The following is a 19,782-nucleotide window of genomic DNA, read 5'->3' on the forward strand; positions in this document are numbered from 1 at the left end:
GCCTGGCGACCGTGCCGGCCGGACGGGACCGGTCGACGCTGACCGGTGCAGGACCGGTCCTCGTGCTGACGTCGGACCGGTCGCACGTCCGTCAGGGGTGACGGGCGTCGGGGTCGTGGTCGTGGTGCTCCCCGTGGAGGAGCTCCTCGTCCAGGGCGCCCGTGGCGTGCGCGGCGACGAGCTCGCTGCGCCCGGGGTAGCGGACCTCCTCGACCAGCTGCTGCATGACCTCGGTCGGCTTCTCGGTGAACTGCGACACCACGATCGTGACGGCAAAGTTGATGAGCATGCCGACGAACCCGAAGCTGGTGGCCGCGATGCCGAAGATGCCCTCGCTGCCGCCGTAGATCGGGATCGTCCAGATCATGTAGGCGAAGGTGATGAGCAGACCGGCCGCCATTCCGGCCGCCGCACCCTTGGCGGTGCACTTCTTCCAGAAGATCCCCAGGAACAGGGTCGGGAAGAAGCTCGCCGCTCCCAGGCCGAACGCCAGCGCGACCACCTGCGCCACGAACCCGGGCGGGTTGATGCCCAGGTAGCCGGCCACGAGGATGGCGCCACCCATGGCGAACCGGCCGACCATCAGCTGACGGGCCTCGGTCGCCTGCGGGTTGATCCGCTTGTAGTAGACGTCGTTGGCCGCCGCCGAGCTGATGACGAGCAGCAGGCCGGAGGCGGTGGACAGCGCCGCCGCCAGACCGCCGGCGGCGACCAGGCCGATGACCGGGGCCGGCAGGGCCGCGATCTCCGGCGCGGCCAGCACCACGATGTCGTTGTTGATCGCCAGCTCGAAGCCCTCGCCCAGGCCGCCGGCGACGTCGATCGTGCCGTTGCCGTTGAGGTCGTTGACGGTGATGAGGCCGACGTCGCGCCAGGAGGCGAACCAGGCCGGGACGTCGTCGACGCCGGTGCCGGGGATCTGGTTGAGGACGTTGTACTTGCTGAACGCGCCGATGGCCGGGGCCGTCAGGTAGAGCAGCGAGATGAAGAACAGCGCCCACAGGGCCGAGAACCGGGCCGCGCGCACGCTGCGGGCGGTGTAGAACCGCACGATGACGTGCGGCAGTCCGGCGGTGCCGAACATCAGCGTGGCCGTCATGAGGAACATGTTGAGCATGTTCATCTGGGTGAACGCCCCGGTGTAGGCGTTGAGCCCGAACTCGGTCTGCAGCGCGTTGAGCTCGCCCATGATCTGGCCGAAGCCGATCTGCGGGATCGGGATCCCGGTGAGCTTCTGGGAGATGGCCACCGCGGGGATGAGGTAGGCCACGATCAGCACGGAGTACTGGGTCACCTGGGTCCAGGTGATCCCCTTCATGCCGCCGAAGACGGCGTAGGCGAAGACGATCGCCATGCCGATGACGACGCCCAGTGTCTGGTTGACGCCCAGGAAGCGCTGGAAGACCAGGCCGACACCGGCCATCTGGCCGGCGACGTAGACGAAGGAGACGACGATCGCCGAGATGACGGCGATGATCCGCGCGGTCTCGGAGAACCGGTCGCCGACGAACTCGGGGACGGTGAACTTGCCGAACTTGCGCAGGTAGGGCGCCAGCAGCAGGGCCAGCAGCACGTAGCCGCCCGTCCACCCCATGAGGTAGACGGACCCGGCGTACCCGTTGCTGCTGAAGGCGATGATGCCGGCCATCGAGATGAACGACGCGGCGCTCATCCAGTCGGCGGCGATCGCCGCCCCGTTGGCCGGGGCCGGGATGCCGCCGCCGGCGACGTAGAACCCGGCGGTGTCCTTCACCTTGCTCGCGTAGGCGATGTAGATGTACAGGCTGAAGGTGATGACGACGAAGACGAGGGTCCAGGCTTGAACGGCACCCATCAGTGGTGCACCTCCTCTTCGTACTCGGTGATCCCGAACTCGGCGTCGAGCTTGTCCATCCGCCACACGTAGACCGCGATGAGGATGAGGAAGGTCAGGATCGAGCCCTGCTGGGCGAACCAGAAGCCGAGCGGGACCCCCATGAAGTTGACGTTGTTGAGCGGCTCGACGAACAGGATGCCCGCCCCGAAGGAGACGAGGGCCCAGATCGTGAGCAGCACGGCCATGAGGCGCAGGTTGCGTCGCCAGTACGCCTGGCGCTGCTGCATGTCCATCAGATGACCTCCGACGTTGGTGGAAGGGTGGGACTCACGGGTGTTCTCCTCGTGGACGGGGGCGGTCCGCCGGCGTCACGGCGGTGTGACCCGCGCCACGGTAGGGGCAGCGTCGTCGTCGGCGTCAGTCCCCGCGGAGGGCAGGTCGTCCGGCGGCGCCGACCGGACGACGAACGGTCGTCCTCACGAGATGAACGGTCAGCCCGGGGACCCCGTCAGAGCGCCGCGACGGCCACCAGCAGCGCGGCCAGGAGCGCGGCCTGCGCGGTGGCGCCCAGCACGTCGCCGGTGGCCCCTCCCAGGGTCTGCCCGGCGTGCGATCCCACCAGCAGGGCGGCGGCGAGGGCGCCGCCGAGCATCGCCGCCCCGGTCCACCCGAGCAGCGCGCACAGGACCACCGGGGCCACCCAGGCGAGGAGGGTATGCCGTCGCGCCAGCCCGTCCACGACGGCCCGGCCGGTGCCGTCCTCCCGGGCGTAGGGCAGCGCCAGGGCGACCGGGAGCATGGCCGCCCGCGACAGCGACCACGCGGCCGCGCCGAGCAGGACGGCGGAGGTCATCCCGGCGGCGCCCGGGTCCGCCGTCGGCACGAGCTCGACCAGCAGCGCTCCCTCAAGCAGCAGCGCCAGCACCACGGCGGCCGTCCCGTAGACACCGGTGGCGTGGTCCTTCATGATCCGCAGCCGCGCCTGCCGGTCCGTCCCGCCGGACGCGTCGGCGAGGTCGGCCAGCCCGTCGAGGTGCAGGGCCCCGGTCGCCAGCTGCTCGAGGGACACGACGAGCAGCACGGCCACCGGCACCGGCAGCCCGGCCCACGCCACGAGCAGCAGGCCCGTCCCCACGAGAGCGCCGCCCAGCAGCGCCCCGACCACGGGGAACCAGACCGCCGCCCGGGCGAGGTCGGCGCCGTCACCACCGGCCTGCCGGACCGGCAGGCGGGTGAGGAGGGCGACGGCGTCGAGGAACCCGGTGCGCACGCGCTCAGACCGTCGGCCGGTCCTGGGGCAGGCCCAGGTCGGCGAAGCTGCCCATCTCGCGCAGCAGCGCGACCGCCGACCGGAGCACCGGCACGGCCAGCGCCGCCCCGGTGCCCTCGCCCAGCCGCATCCCCAGGCGCAGCACCGGCTCCAGGCCGAGCTCCTCCAGCTGGACCGCGTGCCCGGGCTCGGGCGACAGGTGCGCGGCCACCATCGCGTCGACCGACCGCGGGGCCAGCCGGGACGCCACCACCGCCCCGGCGGTGCTGATGAAGCCGTCGAGCAGCACCGGGACCCGGCGGGCCGCGGCGCCGAGGGCGACCCCGGCCAGGGCCGCGACCTCCAGCCCGCCCATCCGCGCCAGCACCGCCCAGGTGCCCTCGGCGCCCTCGTGCCGCCGCAGCACCGCGTCGACCGCCCGCACCTTGGCGGCGAGGACGTCGCCGCTCACCCCGGTGCCGGGTCCGGTGACCCGGGCCGGGTCCCGGCCCAGCAGGGCGGCGGTCAGCGCGCTCGCGGTGGTCGTGTTCCCGATGCCCATCTCGCCCAGGCCCACGAGGTCGACCCCGTCGTCGACGAGGTCGTCAGCCAGGGCGATGCCGTGCGCCACGGCCCGCTGGGCCTCCGCCAGGCTCATCGCCGGTCCGTCCAGGCTGCTGGCGGTGCCGGCCCGCACGCGGCGGTCGAGCACCTCGTTCTCCCCCGGCGCGGTCGCCGGCGGGTCGACGACACCGAGGTCGGCGACCACCAGCCGGACGCCGGCCTGGCGGGCGAGCACGCCCACGGCCGCGGTCCCGGCGGCGAACCCCTGGAGCATCAGGCCGGTGACCTCCTGGGGGTAGGCGCTGACCCCGCTGCGGGCGATCCCGTGGTCGGCGGCGCAGACCACGATCGCGGGCCGGTCGACGTGCGGCTGCGCCGTGCCCTGGATGCCGGCGAGCCGGGCGGCCAGCCGCTCGAGCTCGCCGAGGCTGCGCAGCGGCTTGACCTTGCCGTCCATCGCCCCGGCCGCGGCGGCCGCGGCCTCGGCGTCCACCGGGCGGACGGCGGCCACCGTGCGCTCGACGACCGCGAGCGCCTCCGGGTCGGACGGGCCGGTCACGTGGTCCTCCCGGTGCGGGCGGGACGTGGGGTGGTCGTTCATGTCCCCTCCACGGGGTCGAGGGTCAGGGTGCGGCCGGCGACGACGAGCTGGGCGAGGTCGGCATACCCCGCGACGGTGGCGTTGACCCGGCCCAGCCGGTCGCGGTAGTCCCGCGGGAGCGGGTGCATGGGGACGATGCCGGAGCCGACCTCGTTGGTCACGACCAGCACGGTCCCGGGGTATGCCGCGCCCCACCGGCCGAGGGCGTGCGCCTGCTCCAGGGTGGGTGCCTCGTCGTCGCCGCGGGCCATGAGGTTGGCGACCCACAGGGAGAGGCAGTCGACGACCATGGTCGGGCAGGGGTCGGTTCCGGGACCGGCGACCTCTCGGAGGGCGGTCACCAGCTCGGTCGGCTCCTCGACCGTGCGCCACCCCGCGGGGCGCTCGGCCCGGTGGCGGGCGATCCGGTCGGCCATCTCGACGTCCCCGTCGTCGGCCTGCCCGGTGGCGACGAGCACGACGGGTCCCCCGACGGCCTGCGCCCGGCGGACGGCGATCGACGACTTGCCGCTGCGGGCGCCGCCGGTGAGGAAGGTCATCGGCACGTGCGGCAACCTACCGCGACCTGTGGACGAGGCGGCCTGTTCCGTCGGCGGGTCGGCGTACCGTGCTCGACGTGCACCGGCCGGAGGGTCCGGGGCCCGCGCCGGGGGAGGGCGTGAGGGCGAGCGGTGCACGGGGAGGGAGCTGGCATGGAGATCACCTCTGCCATGGAGGCGTTCCTGGAGCAGGAGCGACGTGCGATCACCGAGAACATCCGCCGTACGGGCGTGCACCTGACCTACGTGGCCGTCGCGGCGGCCGAGGGGGACGAGCCGGCCTGTGCGTGCTGCCGGGCGCTCGGCACCGGCCCCGAGGAGGCCGAGGACGCGCAGGACGGCGTCCGCGACCTGTTCGTGGCGGCCGGGGGCGATCCGGCCCTCCTGCCCCCGCGGGTGGGCGTCCCGTTCTGCTACACGACCGGCCTGTTCGGTGCCGGCCACGCCGAGCTCGTCGTGCTGGGTCTTCCACCTCGAGAGGCGTCCGCCGTGCTGAACGGCGCGGCGCAGCGCGTCCTGGAGCGTGGCTCGGACCTGGCCCCGGGAGAGCAGCTGGACGTCGCCGGGCGGACGGTCCGGGTGGAGGAGCTGCCGATGTCCGGCATGGTCCTGCTCGCCGCGCACGACTACTACGACCGCCCGCCGTGGGAGCCGATACCCGCGTCCCAGCTGACCTGGGCGGACGCGGCCGGGCGGTTCCCGGAGGACGAGGGCCACGATCCGGGCCGCTGGCGGCAGCCACCGGCGTCCGGGTGGCGCGCCTGAGCCGCCGCTGGCGGCGATCCGCTCCTACGGCGACGGTCACTGGTGTCGAGGTGTTGACCAACCTGGTCGACCAACCTAGTCTCGGACGATGGAGGTCGTGAAGGTGCAGCAGGCCAAGACCCACCTGTCGGCGCTGCTGGCGCGCGTGGAGGAGGGCGAGGAGGTCCTCATCGCCCGGGCGGACCGCGTGGTCGCGCGGCTCGTCCCCGTGACCCCCCGCCCCCGACGGCTGGGTTTCGGGTCCTACCGGCTCCCCGCCACCTTCTTCGACGAGCTCCCAGGGGAGGAGCTGGACGCCTGGGAGGGACGGTGAGCGGCAGCGCCCCCTTCCTGCTGGACACCCACGTCGTCGTCTGGGCGGTCCACGAGCCGGACCGGTTGTCCACCCACGCGCGAGCACTCATCACCGACGTCCGCCACGAGCTGCTCGTCTCGGCCGCGTCCGCCTGGGAGCTGGCGACGAGGTCACGGGTGGGCAAGCTGCCGGGCGGGGAGCTGCTCGTGGCGACCTTCGAGCAGCAGGTGGCGGCGCTCGGCGCCACGCTCGTCGACATCACCCCCCAGGACGCGATCCTGGCCGGGGGGTTCGCGTGGAGCCACCGTGACCCCTTCGACCGGATGCTGGCCGCTCAGGCGCTCACCCGGTCCGGGGTGCTGGTCACCGCCGACCCGGCCCTGACGGCGCTCGCCGCCGTCCCCACGGTGTGGTGAGCCTCACGAGATGGTCCGGGTCCGCTCGGTCCGCCGCTCCTCGAGCAGCACCGGCCCCGCCTCGGCCCCGCGCCCCGGCCGGGACCTCGGGGCGGGGACGACCACCAGGTCGCCGGCCACCTCGTGGACGTGGACCGGGTGGCCGTAGACCCGGGAGAGGAGGGCGGGCTCGAGCACCTCGGCGGGCGTGCCCAGCGCGACCAGCTGACCACGGTCGAGCAGCGCCAGCCGGTCGGAGTAGCGCGCGGCGGAGTCCAGGTGGTGCATGGCCGCGACGACGGTGAGCCCGTCCTCGCGGCGGAGCTCGTCGACCAGCTCGAGCACCTCGACCTGGTGACCCAGGTCGAGGGCGCTGGTCGGCTCGTCGAGGAGCAGGACCGGGGACTGCTGGGCCAGGGCGCGGGCGATGACCACCCGCTGGGCCTCCCCGCCGGAGAGGCGGCGGACCGACCGCCCCGCGAAGGAGGTCAGCCCGAGCCGGCGGAGCACGTCGGTGGCCACCTTGCGGTCGGTGGCCGACTCCGAGCGCAGCCAGCCCACGTGGGCGGTGCGGCCGAGCAGGACGTACTCGACGACGGTCATCCCCGGCGGCAGCTCGGGGTTCTGCGGCATGTGCGACAGGTCGGTGGGGCCCGGGGGCGACCCGGTGCCCAGCTCGACGGTGCCGGTGGAGGGGACCAGCCCGACCAGGGCCCGCAGCAGCGTGGACTTGCCCGAGCCGTTGGGGCCGATGAGTCCCAGCCACTCGCCGGCCCGCAGGTCCAGGTCGATGCCGCCGAGCACCTCGGTGTCGTCGTAGACGACCCGCAGGTCACGCACCCGGAGGGCGTCGACCGGGCGCAGGGGGACCGCCGTGGTGGTCGGGGGAAGGGCCGACGGCCGGGACACCGCGGTCGTGCGCGGGGACGTCGACGACGGGGGGTTCGCGGGGGTCATGGATCCTGCCTTCCGCGCCACAGGACGAAGGAGAAGAACGGGGCGCCGACGAAGGCCGTGATGACCCCGACGGGCAGCTCGGCCGGGGCGGCCAGGGTGCGGGCACCGACGTCGGCGATGGTGAGGAAGGCCGCGCCGACGAGGGCCGACAGCGGCACGAGGACGCGGTAGGAGTGGCCCACGAGCAGCCGGACCACGTGCGGGGTGACGAGCCCGACGAAGCCGATGAGCCCGCTGACCGACACGGCGGCCGCGGTGATGAGGGTGGCGGCCCCGACGACCACGAGCCGGGAGCGTGCGGGGCTCAGCCCCAGGGCCCGGGCCTCGTCGTCGCCGAGCCGCAGCACGTCGAGGTGCCGGGCGTGCAGCAGCAGCACCAGCCCGGCGAGGAGCACGTAGGGCAGCAGCAGCAGGACGGGGGGCCAGCCGTGGGTGGCCAGCCGGCCGAACAGCCAGGACAGGACCTCGCGGGCCGCGGTCTGGTCCAGCCGTTGCAGCGCGAAGGTCTGCGAGGCGGAGAACAGGGCCGCCATGGCCACCCCCGCGAGCAGGAGGGTGGCCGGGTCGCGGAAGGACCCGCGGGCCACCACGACGGACCCGGTCACGGCCAGCAGCGCCCCGACGAAGGCCGCCGCCGGCAGCGCGCCGACCGGCCCCCACGACAGGTCCAGGCCGAAGCCCAGCGCGAGCACGGCCCCCAGGCCGGCCCCGGCGGAGACGCCGAGCAGGTAGGGGTCGGCCAGGGGGTTGCGGAAGACCCCCTGGTAGCCGGCCCCGGCCACCGCCAGGGAGGCCCCCACGAGCGCGGCCAGCGCGGTGCGGGGCAGCCGGATCTGCCACAGGACGGCCTGCTGCTGGTCGGTCAGCGTCTGCTCCACCGACAGGCCCGGAAGGGCTCCCACGAGCGAGCGCAGCACCCCCTCGACCGACAGCCCCGCCGCGCCCTGGGTGACCGACACCAGCGCCGCGAGCGCCAGCAGGGCGACGCCACCCAGGACGGCCGGCCAGGTCAGCCGGAACGCCCGGGCGGCCGCCTGGTCCAGGGGGTCGCCCGGGCGGTGCGCGGTCGTGGTGGCCACGGTCTCCTCGGACTCGTCGGTGTGCTGCGGATCGGGCTCAGCGACCGGCGGGCACCGCGGCCGCCTCGGCGACCGCATCGGCGAGCGTCTGCACGAGCTGCGGCAGGCGGGGCCCCCAGCGGGAGGCGATGTCGGCGTCGACGACGACGATCGCGTCGTTGCGCACGGCGGTGACCTCCGACCAGCCGGGGCGCGCCGCGACGTCCTCGGGCCCGTAGCCGATCTCGTCGGTGATGACGATGAGCTCGGGGTCGGCGGCCACGACCGCCTCCTCGGTCAGCTGGGGGTAGCCGCTGGCGTCGGTGTCCGCCTCGTCGGCGACGTTCTCGGCGCCCAGCTCGGCGTAGACCGAGCCGATGAAGCTGTTGCTGCTGGCCGCGAAGAAGGTGTCGTCCACCTCGTGGTAGACGCGCACGTCCGCGTCCTGGGGCGCGGCGGCATACGCCTCCTCCATCTCCGAGCGCATCTGCGCGACCACGTCCGCGGTCTCGTCCACGTGCCCGGTGAGCAGGCCGTAGGCGGCGATGTCGTCGTAGCCGCTCTCCACGTCCACCGGCGGGGCGTCGACGAGGACCGGGATGTCGAGGGCGTCCAACGAGGCGACGAGGTCGCCCGGGTCGTAGGCCACGACGACGAGGTCCGGCTCGTAGGCCGCCACGGCCTCGACGTTGGGCTCGAAGCCGGACAGGTCCGTGGTCGGGGCCTGCTCGGGGTAGGTGGAGAACTCGTCGGCCGCCACGACCTGGTCGCCGGCGCCGATCGCGAAGAGGATCTCGGTGGCCGCCGGCGACAGCGACACGATCCGCTCGGGACGCTCCTCCAGGGTCAGCTCGCCGCCGTCGGTGTCGACGGTCACGGGGAAGCCGCCGTCGGCCGCGGACCCGCCGTCGGTCGCGGTGCTGGCGTCCGTGGTGGTGCCGGCCTCGTCGGTACCCGCGGACGGGACGGCGGCCGGGTCGTCGTCGCCGGAGCTGCCGCAGCCGGCCAGCAGCAGCCCGAGGGCGGCCGAGGCGGCCAGGAGGGTGCGGGCGCGTGGGGTGCGAGGGGGCCGGGGGCCACGGGGGGTATGCGGTGGGCGCGGGTCGGTCATCAGGTCCTCCTGTCGGTCGAGGTCGGGTTTCGCTCGAGCGACAGGGCCTGGCATCCAGCGGGCCGTCGTCCGAACCGGCCCTGGGTCCTCGAGGGCGTGTGGTGCGGATCGCCGTGCAGTTCGACCGGACTCGGCTCCGTCAGCAGCTGCTGCGGAGCTCCACCGTTGCGGGACAGTGCCGGTTTCCCACCGGACTTCGTCTGCACGACGTGGTCAGGGTACCCCCGGACGGCCGTCAGGGGTCTCCCGGGTCCGTTTTTCCGCTCTCTGACGAGGATTCGGGCGTGTTGCTTTGGCAATCCGGCCGCAACTCTGCCTACCGTGAGCCGACCCATCCATGCGATGAAAGGCTGTACCCATGAGCAAGAAGGTCATCGTCGAGGCCGTCGCCCGCGAGGCGGGCATGACCCAGGCCGCTGCCGACAAGGTCGTCAGCTCGGTCCTCGAGGCCGTCTCCGCCGAGCTCGCCAAGGGCGAGAAGGTCTCGTTCCCCGGCTTCGGCACCTTCGAGGTCCGCGAGCGTTCGGCCCGCACCGGCCGCAACCCCCAGACGGGCGCCGAGATCCAGATCGCCGCCAGCAAGTCCGTCGGCTTCAAGCAGGGCTCCAAGCTCAAGGACCGCGTCAACGACTGACGCACCCTCCGCGTCGCGACGCCCGGTCCCCCGCCAGGGGGGCCGGGCGTCGCGCGTCTCTGCCCCCGCGCGCAGCAGCGTGCCGTCCCCGGGCGACGGGGGCCGGGTCCGGGCGGGCCTCGGGCCGCGCCGTGACGTTCCCGACGGTGCGGACGTCGAGATCGGCGACGAAGCCGCACTCCACGCACCCCTCGGTGGTAACCACTTGTCACCAGACGGATAACCGTGCATGATGGTCCGCATGACGTCGACGGGCTGGCACCTGACCCGGTGCGCCGAGCTGGACCTTCTGCGCGTCAGCAGCATGCTGATGTGCCCGTGTCGCTGACCCCCGCCCCGCCGCCGCGCGTCTGACCGGCCGCCGGCCGACCTCCTCGGTCCGGCAGGACGTCCCGCGCCGCACGCACCGACGTCGCCTGCACCCCCGCCCGGGCCGCTGGCTGCCGCGCCCCGGTGCCCCCGTCAGCTCCGGCCCCGTCGGACGCGCGTCCGCTCCGGCCCGTCCCGACCCAGGCCCCTCCGGCCGAGACCGCCCCCTGCCCGCCCGCACCGCAAAGGCTGCCCCATGAACGCCTCCACCCCCACCGTCACTCCCGTCGTGCCTCCGTCCGCCGCCGCCCGTGCCGGCTCACCTCCGACCGGGGCCCGGGTCCGTCCCTCGCGCCCGGGCCGGCCGCAGGGTCAGTGGGCGGTGGACGGGCGCGAGCCGCTGAACGCCAACGAGGCCGTCAAGGCCGCCGACAACGGGCTCAACGTCCGCGAGCGCATCGAGACGATCTACGCCCGGGAGGGCTTCGACTCGATCCCGACCGACGACCTGCACGGCAGGTTCCGCTGGTGGGGCCTGTACACCCAGCGGCGCCCCGGCATCGACGGCGGGCGCACCGCCCAGCTGGAGCCGCACGAGCTGGAGGACCGCTACTTCATGCTCCGCGTCCGCATCGACGGCGGAGCGCTGACCACCGCCCAGCTGCGGGTGGTCGGCGAGCTGTCCACCGAGCTGGCCCGGGACACCGCCGACATCACCGACCGGCAGAACATCCAGCTGCACTGGGTGCGGGTCGAGGACGTGCCGCAGATCTGGGCGCGGCTGGAGGCGGTCGGGCTGTCCACGACCGAGGCGTGCGGCGACACCCCCCGGGTGGTCCTCGGCTCCCCGGTCGCCGGGGTGGCCGCCGACGAGATCATCGACCCGACCCCGGTCATCGAGGAGATCGTCACCCGTTTCGTCGGCGACCCCGAGCTGGCCAACCTGCCCCGCAAGTTCAAGTCCGCCGTCACCGGCCACCCCAGCCTGGACGTCGTCCACGAGATCAACGACATCTCCCTCGTCGGCGTCGTCCACCCCGAGCTCGGGCCCGGGTACGACCTCTGGGTCGGTGGCGCGCTGTCCACGGCGCCCCGGCTGGCCGAGCGGCTCGGGGCCTTCGTCCCGGCGGACCAGGCCGCCGACGTCTGGCACGGCGTGGTCCGGATCTTCCGCGACCACGGCTACCGCCGTCTGCGCACCAAGGCGCGCCTGAAGTTCCTGCTCGCCGAGTGGGGTCCGGAGAAGTTCCGGCAGGTCCTGGAGACCGACTACCTCGGTCACCCGCTGCCCGACGGTCCGGCGCCCGCCGCGCCGAGCGGGCCCGGCGACCACGTCGGGGTGCACCGCCAGAAGGACGGGCTGCGCTACGTCGGCCTGGCCCCCACGGTGGGCCGACTCCCCGGCAGCGCTCTGCAGCGGCTGGCCGACCTGGTCGAGGCCGTGGGGTCCGGACGCGTCCGGCTGACCCCGCACCAGAAGCTCATCGTGCTGGACGTGCCCCCCGACCGGGTCGACGAGCTCCTCGAGGGCGCGGCAGGCCTCGGTCTGACCGCCACCCCCTCGGTGTTCCGGCGGTCAACGATCGCCTGCACCGGCATCGAGTTCTGCAAGCTGGCGATCGTCGAGACGAAGGCGACGGCCGCGACCGCGGTCGCCGAGCTGGAGCGGCGCCTGGCCGACGTCGAGCCGCTCCTGGACAGCCCGATCAGCCTGCACGTCAACGGCTGCCCCAACTCCTGCGCCCGCATCCAGACGGCCGACATCGGGCTCAAGGGCCAGATCATCACCACCGGCGACGGGGTGCAGGCGCCGGGGTTCCAGGTCCACCTCGGCGGGGGACTGGCCTCCGTCGGCCTCGAGGAGCCGGGCCTGGGGCGGACCGTCCGCGGGCTGAAGGTCTCGGCCGAGGAGCTGCCGGACTACGTGGAACGGGTCGTGCGCAGGTATGCCGCGACGCGCACCGCGGGCGAGACCTTCGCCCGCTGGGCGCACCGCGTGGACGACGAGGAGCTGCGATGAACCGCACCGAGCCGGCGCTCGCGCCCGGGCACCTTCGCACGCTCGCCGAGGAGGCCGGCCGACGGTTCGCGGCGGTGGAGACCGACCTGGGTCCGCGCGCCCTGGCCGACCTCGTCCTGGGGTGGGCGGCCGAGGAGTTCGACCGGATCGCCGTGGCCTGCTCGATGGCCGACGCCGTGCTCCCCCACCTGGTGGCCGAGCACCGGCCCGGGGTCGACGTCCTCTTCCTCGACACCGGCTACCACTTCCCCGAGACCCTGGCCACCCGCGACCGCGTCGCCGACCAGCTCGACGTCACCGTCGTCGACGTGCTCCCCGGGCGGACCGTGGCCGAGCAGGACGCCGACCTCGGTCCGCGCCTGCACGACCGTGACCCCGGCCGGTGCTGCGCCCTGCGCAAGGTGGACCCGCTGCGGCGCACCCTGGCGGGCTACGACGCCTGGGTCACCGGCGTGCGCCGGGAGGAGGGTCCCACGCGGGCGGACACCCCCCTGGTCACCTGGGACGAGGCCTTCGGCCTGGTCAAGATCAATCCGCTGGCCACGTGGACCCTCGAGCAGGTGCTCGACCACGCCGAGCGCGAGATGCTGCCGGCCAACCCCCTCCTCGCGCAGGGATACCCCTCGATCGGCTGCGCGCCGTGCACCCGCCCGGTCGCCCCCGGCGAGGATCCGCGGGCCGGTCGCTGGGCCGGCTTCGCCAAGACCGAGTGCGGCCTGCATCCCGGCGCTCCCGCCGGTGGCGACGGCACCGCACCCGCCGGCGCGCGCGCCATACCCCCTTCCTCGACCACCCCGACGCCCCGGGAGGCGCCATGAGCACCCTGACCCCCGACCTGCGACCCGCGTCCCTGCCGCCGGTGGCCCAGCTGCCGGTGCGCGGGGGCGAGCACGCCCTGCTGGACGCCCTGGAGAGCGAGGCCGTCCACATCATCCGGGAGACGGTCGCCGAGCTGGAGCGACCGGTCCTGCTCTTCTCGGGCGGCAAGGACTCCGTGGTGATGCTCCACCTGGCCGCCAAGGCCCTGTGGCCGGCCCGGGTGCCCTTCCCGGTGCTGCACGTGGACACCGGGCACAACTTCCCCGAGGTGCTGGCGTTCCGGGACCGGGCGGTGGAGCGGTACGGCGTGGAGCTGGTGGTCGCCCGGGTGCAGGACTACCTCGACGACGGCCGGCTGCGGGAGCGGGCCGACGGCACCCGCAACCCCCTGCAGACCCTCCCGCTCCTGGAGGCGATCGCGGCCCACCGCTTCGACGGCGTCTTCGGGGGAGGCCGTCGCGACGAGGACAAGGCCCGTGCCAAGGAGCGGATCGTCAGCCTGCGCGACGACTTCGGCCAGTGGGACCCGCGCAACCAGCGCCCCGAGCTGTGGCGGCTCTACAACACCCGGCACCGCCCCGGTGAGCACGTGCGCGTCTTCCCGCTCAGCAACTGGACCGAGCTGGACGTCTGGCGCTACGTGGCGCGGGAGGGGATCGAGCTGCCGACCCTCTACTACGCCCACGAGCGCGAGGTCTTCGAGCGGGACGGGATGCTGCTCACGCCCGGGCCGTGGAGCAGGCCCCGGCCGGGGGAGGTCACCACCGCCCGACGGGTGCGCTACCGCACCGTCGGCGACATGTCGTGCACCGGAGCGGTCCTCTCCGAGGCCGTGGACGTGCAGGAGGTGCTCGCCGAGGTGGCGGCCAGCACCGTCACCGAGCGCGGCGCCACCCGGGCCGACGACCGGCTCTCGGAGGCCGCCATGGAGGACCGCAAGAAGGAGGGGTACTTCTGATGAGCATCTCGACCCGGACCTCGACACCGCCCCCCACGCGGGACCCGGCCCCCACCCGGGCCCCGGGCCCGACGGCGACGCCGGACCAGGCCCCGACCCTGCTGCGGCTGGCAACCGCCGGCTCGGTGGACGACGGCAAGTCCACGCTCGTGGGGCGCCTGCTGCACGACACCCGGTCCGTCCTCGCCGACCAGCTCGCGGCGGTCGAGGCCGTCAGCCGCCGTCGCGGGTGGACCGGCGAGCTGGCCGACCTGGCGCTGCTCACCGACGGCCTGCGGGCCGAGCGGGAGCAGGGGATCACCATCGACGTGGCCTACCGCTACTTCGCCACGGCGAACCGGTCGTTCATCCTCGCCGACTGCCCCGGCCACGTGCAGTACACCCGCAACACGGTCACCGGTGCCAGCACCGCCGACGTGGTGGTCGTGCTCGTCGACGCCCGGCACGGCGTGGTCGAGCAGACCCGCCGCCACCTGGCGGTCGTCGCTCTGCTGCGCGTCCCGCACGTCGTCGTGGCGCTGAACAAGATCGACCTCGTCGACGACGCGGAGGCGGTGCACCGCAGGGTCTGCGCCGAGGTGGCCGAGCTGTCCGCCCGCCTCGGCCTGGCCGACGCGCTCGTCGTGCCGGTCTCGGCGCTGCTGGGCGACAACGTCGTCGAACGCTCCGCCCGCACGGGCTGGTACACCGGCCCCACCCTGCTCGAGCTGCTGGAGACCCTGCCGCCCCTGAACCTGGCGCAGGAGCCGTTCCGGATGCCCGTGCAGCTGGTCCTGCGACCCCAGCACGGTGCGGTGGACCCCACCCTCGTGGACTACCGGGGGTATGCCGGGCACGTGGGCTCGGGCACGGTGCGGGTCGGGGACGAGGTCGTGGTGTCCGCGTCCGGCCGACGGACCACGGTCGTGGGGATCGACGTCGGCGGACGCGGCGTGCCCGTGGCGGCAGCACCCCTGTCGGCGACGCTCCGGCTCGCCGACGCGCTGGACGTCGCCCGCGGCGACCTCCTCAGCGCCGCCGACGAGGCCCCGCGACCGAGGCAGGACGCGGAGGTCGTGCTGTGCTGGCTCGCGGAGACCCCGCTCGTGCCCGGTGCGCGGGTGCTGGTCAAGCACGGCACCCGCACGGTGCGGGCCCGGGCCGACCGGCTGGTCTCCCGCCTCGACGTGGCCACCCTGGACCACGGGCCGGTGGAACGGGCCGGCCTCAACGACCTCGTGCGGGTCGAGCTGCGGCTCGCCGAGGCCCTGCCGCTGGAGCCCTACGAGGTGTCCCGCGAGGGTGGATCCTTCCTCGTCGTCGACGAGCACGACGGGACCACCCTCGCGGCCGGGATCGTCGGCACGGGGTCGCTCCCGTGAGCCCCGGGCTGACCCTGCTCGGGCTGGACCTGAGGGGTCGACGGGTGGTCGCCGTCGGGGGCGGGCCGGTCTCGGCGCGTCGGGTGCTCGACCTGGCCGAGGACGGGGCCCAGGTCAGCGTCGTCGCGCCCGAGCTCTGCCCCGACCTGGCCGCGGCGGTGGCACGGCGGCAGGTGGGCTGGGTGCCCCGTCCCTACGCCGGTCCCGGCGACCTGGCCGGGGCCTGGTTGGTGCACACGGCCACCGGCCAGGACCGGGTCGACGACCGGGTGGCGCACGACGCGGCGGGCTCGCGCATCTTCTGCGTCCGCGCCGGTGCCCCGGCACGCGGCACCGCCCGGGTGCCGGCACGCGGCAGGGTCGCCACCCAGGACGGACCGCTGCAGGTCGCCGTGCACGCCGGCGGCGACCCGCGCCGTTCGGTCACCGCCCGGGACGCGGTCCTGACGCACCTGGGCTCCGGGTCGGTCGACCTGCGCGCCCGCCGGCCGCGCCGCACCGGCTGGGTGGCCCTCGTCGGGGCGGGCCCCGGTGACGAGCAGCTCGTCACGGCCCGCGCATCGGCCCTGCTGGCCCAGGCGGACGTCGTGGTCACCGACCGGCTGGTCCCGCGCGGTCTGCTCGCGCGTCTCCCCGCCGACGTGCGCGTGGTCGACGTCGGCAAGACCAGCGGCAGCCACCCCGTCCCGCAGCACGAGATCAACCAGATCCTCGTCGAGGAGGCCCGGGCCGGTCGAGCGGTCGTCCGGCTCAAGGGAGGGGACCCCTACGTCCTGGGCCGGGGCGGGGAGGAGCGGCTGGCCTGCGAGGCGGCGGGCGTCGAGGTCGAGGTCGTCCCCGGGATCAGCTCGGCGGTCGCCGTGCCGGCCGCCGCGGGCATCCCGGTCACCCACCGGGGCCTGGCCCGCGGTTACACGGTGGTCACCGGCCACGACGAGCTGCCCGCGCTGCCCACCGGTGGCGACCACACCCTCGTCGTCCTCATGGGCGTGGCCACGCTGCGGCGCACGGCGGCACTGCTCGTCGAGCACGGCCGTTCCCCGGCGATGCCGGTCGCGGTCGTCGAGAGCGGCTGCACCCCGCAGCAGCGGGTGACCGTGGGCACCCTCGCCGACATCGCGGACCGGGCCGAGGCGGTGGGCGTCGCGTCGCCGGCGGTCGTGGTGGTCGGCGACGTGGTCCGTCTGTCGCACGCGCGGACGGGTGCCGGGACCATGCCGGCCGGCGTCCTCGACCTGGGGGGCGAGGTGGCCCTCGGCGTGCGGCCGTCCCTGCGCGTCGGTGCGGTGGCGTGACCACCCTGGTCCTCGTCCTCCTCGTGGGTGCCGCCGCCCAGCTCGTGGACGGGTCCTTGGGGATGGGCTACGGCGTGACGTCCGCGTCGCTGCTGCTCTCGACCGGCGTCGCACCGGCCCTGGCCAGCGCGTCCGTGAACGTCGCCCAGCTGGGGACGACGCTCTCGTCGGGGATCAGCCACTGGCGGGTCGGCAACGTCGACTGGCGGATCGTGCGCCGGCTCGCCGGTCCCGGCGCCGTCGGCGGGTTCGTCGGGGCGACCGTGCTCTCCGGTCTCGACACGGCCGTCGCGCGACCCGTGATGGCCTGGCTGCTGCTCGTGCTCGGGGTCGCCGTCACCGTGCGTTTCGGGCTGCGGCACTCACCCCGGCTGGAACGGTCCCCGCGGTGGACGGCACGGCGACGCTTCCTCGGGCCGCTCGGTGCCGGGGGAGGTTTCGTCAACGCGACCGGGGGCGGTGGCTGGGGGCCCGTGGTCACCTCCACCCTCCTGGCCACAGCGGACGCCGAGCCGCGCCGGGTCATCGGATCGGTGGCGACCTCGGAGTTCGTCGTCTCGGTCGCGGCCAGCGCGGGGTTCGTGGTCGGCCTGGGGCTACGGGACCTGGACTGGTGGACGGTGGGAGCCCTCATGGCCGGGGGCGTGGTCGCCGCGCCCTTCGCGGCGCTGCTCGCCGGGAAGCTCCCGCAGGCCGTCCTCGGCGTGGCGGTCGGAGGGCTCATCGTGCTGCTCAACCTCGCCCCCGTGCTGTCCGGGCTGGGCGTGGCACAGGCGGGGGTCAGTGTCCCCACCCTCCTGGCCGTCGTCGCCGCGGTGTGGGTGTCCCTGCTCGTGCGCGCCGCCCTGGTCGTCCGTCGTGTCCGCACGCCCCGGCCTGCGCCGACGGGCGAGGAGCGCGCCAGCGTGGGAACGGCGTCATGACGGGCCGATGCCCCCTGCCCCTGCCCGGCCGCACCACGGCCGGGGAGGGTCGGCGCCCCCTGGTGGTGGCGGCGCACGGCACGGCCAGCGAGGAGGGCCAGCGCGTGGTCCGCGACTGCGCCGCCCGGGCCGGTGCGCTCCTGGGGCTGCCCTCCCCACCCTCCGTCGGCTTCGTCGACGTCTGCGGGCCGACCCTGCAGGAGGTCCTCGCCGGGCTGTCCGACCCGGTCGTCGTGCCGTTCTTCCTGGCGTCCGGCTACCACGTGCGGCACGACGTCCCCTCGGCCGTGGTGACGATGCCCCGGGCATCGGTCACTCCGGCGCTCGGCGCTGAGGAGGAGGTGCTCCAGGCCCTGACGGACCGCGTGCTGCAGGCTCGGCCCTGGGCCGTGGAGGGGAGGGCGGGAGAAGGAGGGGCCATGAGGCTGCGGGCCGTCCTCGTCGTCGGCGCCGGCTCGAGCGTCGACGCGGCCCGGGCCGAGGTCGCCCAGATCTCCGGTCTGCTGGGCGCGCGGCTCGGCGTGGCCACGGGCACGGCCTTCCTCAGCGGCCCCGGACCCCGGCCGGAGGAGGAGCTGTCCCGGCTGACCGAGGAGGGCCGGGAGTCGGGGCACGTCGTCGTCGCCGCCCACCTGCTCTCACCCGGTCACTTCCTGGACCGGGCCCATCGGGTGGCGGCCGCCGCCGGCACCGTGGCCACCGCGCCGCTGGGCACCCACGACGCCCTGGCCGCTCTGGTGGCGCGCCGCTACCGCGAGGCCACGGCGTGACGAGGGGCAGGTGTGGTGGTACGCGCGCCCGCCTGCGGCCCGGGGACCGGGGTGGCATCCAGTCCGCCGGGCCGGCATCGACGTCTCCGCAGGTCGCGCGTCCGTGGGTCCGGACACACTGGACGAGACCTCTGCCGCGCCCGGGCTGACTGTCAACCGGTTGTGCACCGCGACATGCGGAGAACCGCAGGTCGCGGTCCCACCTGCTCAGCCGGCCAGCACCTCCGCCGTGGTCACCGCGTCGATCCCGAACGCCTCCCCGACGGCCGGGTAGGTGAGCTGGCCGGCGTGGGTGTTGAGGCCGTGGGCCAGGGCGTCGTCGTCGCGCAGCGCCTGCGCCCACCCCTTCTCGGCGAGCTGCACGGCATACGGCAGGGTGGCGTTGGTCAGCGCCCAGGTGGAGGTGTGCGGCACCGAGCCGGGCATGTTGGCCACGCAGTAGTAGATCGACCCGTGCACCGGGAAGGTCGGGTCGGCGTGGGTCGTCGGACGGGACCCCTCGAAGCACCCGCCCTGGTCGATCGCCACGTCCACCAGCACCGACCCCGGCTTCATCGAGGCGACCATCTCGTCGGTGACCAGCTTGGGGGCCCGCGCGCCGGGCACCAGCACCGTGCCGATGATCATGTCGGCCTCCGGGACCAGCTCGGCGATGGTCAGGGTGTTGGACGCCAGCTGGCGCACCTGGTTGTCGAACCGCCAGAACAGGGTGCGCAGCTTGGCCAGGTCGGTGTCGAGGATGGTGACGTCGGCGCCCATGCCGAGGGCGATGTTGGCGGCGTTCTGCCCGGCGACGCCGCCGCCGAGCACGAGGACCTTGGCGTTGGCCACGCCCCCGATGCCGCCCATGAGCACGCCGCGCCCCCCGTTGACCTTCATCATCGTGTGCGCGCCGACCTGGGGCGCCAGGCAGCCGGCCACCTCGGACATCGGGTAGAGCAGCGGCAGCGAGCGGTCGGGCAGCTGGACCGTCTCGTAGGCGATCGCGGTGGTCCGGGCCTCCAGCAGGCGCCGGGTCAGCGGCTCGTCGGCGGCCAGGTGCAGGTAGGTGAACAGCGTCAGGTCCTCGCGCAGGAAGCCGTACTCCTCCTCGACCGGCTCCTTGACCTTGAGCACCATCTCGCCCGCGGCCCAGGTGTCCTCGGCCCCGTCCACGAGGGTGGCCCCCTGGGCGACGTAGTCGTCGTCGGGGATGGACGAGCCCTCCCCGGCTCCGCGCTGGACGAGCACCTCGTGGCCGCGGCGCACCAGCTCGTGCACCCCCACCGGGGTGATGGCCACCCGGTACTCGTTGTTCTTGACCTCTGTCGGCACGGCGATCCTCATCCGCCCACTCTGGCAGG

At 74.5% G+C, this 19,782-nt stretch carries 20 protein-coding genes; 11 read left to right on the plus strand and 9 right to left on the minus strand.

What is annotated here, in order from left to right; translation table 11 throughout:
* Window positions 1-91: 91 nt before the first annotated feature.
* From FJR00_RS06245 to FJR00_RS06265, 5 genes are all read right to left on the minus strand, one after another.
* Window positions 92-1,834, minus strand: a complete 1,743-nt coding sequence (locus FJR00_RS06245; RefSeq protein WP_141337943.1) for a sodium:solute symporter family protein — start codon at window positions 1,832-1,834, stop codon at window positions 92-94.
* Window positions 1,834-2,109, minus strand: a complete 276-nt coding sequence (locus FJR00_RS06250; RefSeq protein ID WP_141337944.1) for a DUF4212 domain-containing protein — start codon at window positions 2,107-2,109, stop codon at window positions 1,834-1,836. Before FJR00_RS06250 ends, FJR00_RS06245 begins: the two co-directional genes overlap by 1 nt.
* 215 nt (window positions 2,110-2,324) lie before the next feature.
* Complete coding sequence (cobS, locus tag FJR00_RS06255; protein ID WP_141337945.1) at window positions 2,325-3,086, minus strand: adenosylcobinamide-GDP ribazoletransferase; 762 nt, start codon at window positions 3,084-3,086, stop codon at window positions 2,325-2,327.
* Window positions 3,087-3,090: 4 nt separating this feature from the next.
* Window positions 3,091-4,230 (minus strand): nicotinate-nucleotide--dimethylbenzimidazole phosphoribosyltransferase, encoded by a 1,140-nt coding sequence (gene cobT / locus FJR00_RS06260; RefSeq protein ID WP_141337946.1) that lies wholly within the window; start codon window positions 4,228-4,230, stop codon window positions 3,091-3,093.
* Window positions 4,227-4,769 (minus strand): bifunctional adenosylcobinamide kinase/adenosylcobinamide-phosphate guanylyltransferase, encoded by a 543-nt coding sequence (locus tag FJR00_RS06265; protein WP_141338076.1) that lies wholly within the window; start codon window positions 4,767-4,769, stop codon window positions 4,227-4,229. The genes cobT and FJR00_RS06265 overlap by 4 nt, the downstream gene beginning before the upstream one ends.
* 153 nt (window positions 4,770-4,922) lie before the next feature.
* On the opposite strand from FJR00_RS06265, the gene FJR00_RS06270 reads away from it, so the two are divergent.
* The 3 genes from FJR00_RS06270 (at window position 4,923) to FJR00_RS06280 (ending at window position 6,245) form a co-directional block, all read left to right on the plus strand.
* A complete protein-coding gene (locus FJR00_RS06270; protein WP_141337947.1) occupies window positions 4,923-5,534 on the plus strand; it encodes a DUF4262 domain-containing protein in 612 nt (203 codons plus the stop codon).
* Window positions 5,535-5,622: 88 nt separating this feature from the next.
* Entirely contained in the window at window positions 5,623-5,847 is a 225-nt protein-coding gene (locus tag FJR00_RS06275; RefSeq protein ID WP_075959185.1) for a type II toxin-antitoxin system Phd/YefM family antitoxin, read from the plus strand.
* Window positions 5,844-6,245 (plus strand): type II toxin-antitoxin system VapC family toxin, encoded by a 402-nt coding sequence (locus FJR00_RS06280; RefSeq protein ID WP_141337948.1) that lies wholly within the window; start codon window positions 5,844-5,846, stop codon window positions 6,243-6,245. The genes FJR00_RS06275 and FJR00_RS06280 overlap by 4 nt, the downstream gene beginning before the upstream one ends.
* Window positions 6,246-6,248: 3 nt before the next feature.
* Here the strand turns inward: FJR00_RS06280 and FJR00_RS06285 are convergent, their stop codons facing one another.
* The 3 genes from FJR00_RS06285 to FJR00_RS06295 are packed head-to-tail and all read right to left on the minus strand — an operon-like array spanning window position 6,249 to window position 9,350.
* Window positions 6,249-7,181 carry an ABC transporter ATP-binding protein gene (locus FJR00_RS06285; RefSeq protein WP_141337949.1) on the minus strand — a complete coding sequence of 311 codons (933 nt, stop codon included), beginning with the start codon at window positions 7,179-7,181 and terminating at the stop codon, window positions 6,249-6,251.
* Window positions 7,178-8,260 (minus strand): FecCD family ABC transporter permease, encoded by a 1,083-nt coding sequence (locus tag FJR00_RS06290; RefSeq protein WP_238330349.1) that lies wholly within the window; start codon window positions 8,258-8,260, stop codon window positions 7,178-7,180. Before FJR00_RS06290 ends, FJR00_RS06285 begins: the two co-directional genes overlap by 4 nt.
* A 37-nt stretch (window positions 8,261-8,297) precedes the next feature.
* On the minus strand, window positions 8,298-9,350 hold the full coding sequence (locus tag FJR00_RS06295; protein ID WP_141337951.1) for an ABC transporter substrate-binding protein: 1,053 nt from the start codon (window positions 9,348-9,350) through the stop codon (window positions 8,298-8,300).
* 358 nt (window positions 9,351-9,708) lie between these two features.
* Here FJR00_RS06295 and FJR00_RS06300 point away from each other — a divergent pair, with 358 nt between their 5' ends.
* From FJR00_RS06300 to FJR00_RS06335, 8 genes are all read left to right on the plus strand, one after another.
* Window positions 9,709-9,984 (plus strand): HU family DNA-binding protein, encoded by a 276-nt coding sequence (locus FJR00_RS06300; RefSeq protein ID WP_141337952.1) that lies wholly within the window; start codon window positions 9,709-9,711, stop codon window positions 9,982-9,984.
* Window positions 9,985-10,549: 565 nt separating this feature from the next.
* On the plus strand, window positions 10,550-12,313 hold the full coding sequence (locus FJR00_RS06305; protein WP_141337953.1) for a nitrite/sulfite reductase: 1,764 nt from the start codon (window positions 10,550-10,552) through the stop codon (window positions 12,311-12,313).
* On the plus strand, window positions 12,310-13,131 hold the full coding sequence (locus tag FJR00_RS06310; RefSeq protein ID WP_141337954.1) for a phosphoadenylyl-sulfate reductase: 822 nt from the start codon (window positions 12,310-12,312) through the stop codon (window positions 13,129-13,131). Before FJR00_RS06305 ends, FJR00_RS06310 begins: the two co-directional genes overlap by 4 nt.
* Entirely contained in the window at window positions 13,128-14,090 is a 963-nt protein-coding gene (gene cysD / locus FJR00_RS06315; protein ID WP_141337955.1) for a sulfate adenylyltransferase subunit CysD, read from the plus strand. The genes FJR00_RS06310 and cysD overlap by 4 nt, the downstream gene beginning before the upstream one ends.
* The gene (locus FJR00_RS06320; RefSeq protein ID WP_141337956.1) at window positions 14,090-15,451 is read left to right on the plus strand and encodes a sulfate adenylyltransferase subunit 1; all 1,362 of its coding nucleotides are present in this window, start codon (window positions 14,090-14,092) and stop codon (window positions 15,449-15,451) included. Before cysD ends, FJR00_RS06320 begins: the two co-directional genes overlap by 1 nt.
* Window positions 15,448-16,746: a uroporphyrinogen-III C-methyltransferase gene (gene cobA, locus FJR00_RS06325; RefSeq protein WP_238330350.1), complete on the plus strand. Its 1,299-nt coding sequence runs from the start codon at window positions 15,448-15,450 to the stop codon at window positions 16,744-16,746. Before FJR00_RS06320 ends, cobA begins: the two co-directional genes overlap by 4 nt.
* Window positions 16,743-17,669, plus strand: a complete 927-nt coding sequence (locus tag FJR00_RS06330; protein WP_141337957.1) for a sulfite exporter TauE/SafE family protein — start codon at window positions 16,743-16,745, stop codon at window positions 17,667-17,669. The genes cobA and FJR00_RS06330 overlap by 4 nt, the downstream gene beginning before the upstream one ends.
* Window positions 17,666-18,439, plus strand: coding sequence for a sirohydrochlorin chelatase (locus tag FJR00_RS06335; protein WP_141337958.1), 774 nt, complete (start codon window positions 17,666-17,668; stop codon window positions 18,437-18,439). The genes FJR00_RS06330 and FJR00_RS06335 overlap by 4 nt, the downstream gene beginning before the upstream one ends.
* Window positions 18,440-18,646: 207 nt before the next feature.
* Here FJR00_RS06335 and ald read toward each other — a convergent pair whose 3' ends face one another.
* The gene (ald, locus tag FJR00_RS06340; RefSeq protein WP_141337959.1) at window positions 18,647-19,765 is read right to left on the minus strand and encodes an alanine dehydrogenase; all 1,119 of its coding nucleotides are present in this window, start codon (window positions 19,763-19,765) and stop codon (window positions 18,647-18,649) included.
* Between the last annotated feature and the right edge of the window lie 17 nt (window positions 19,766-19,782).

Origin of the sequence: Ornithinimicrobium kibberense, from assembly GCF_006519705.1 — a bacterium.
Lineage (GTDB): Bacteria > Actinomycetota > Actinomycetes > Actinomycetales > Dermatophilaceae > Ornithinicoccus > Ornithinicoccus kibberensis.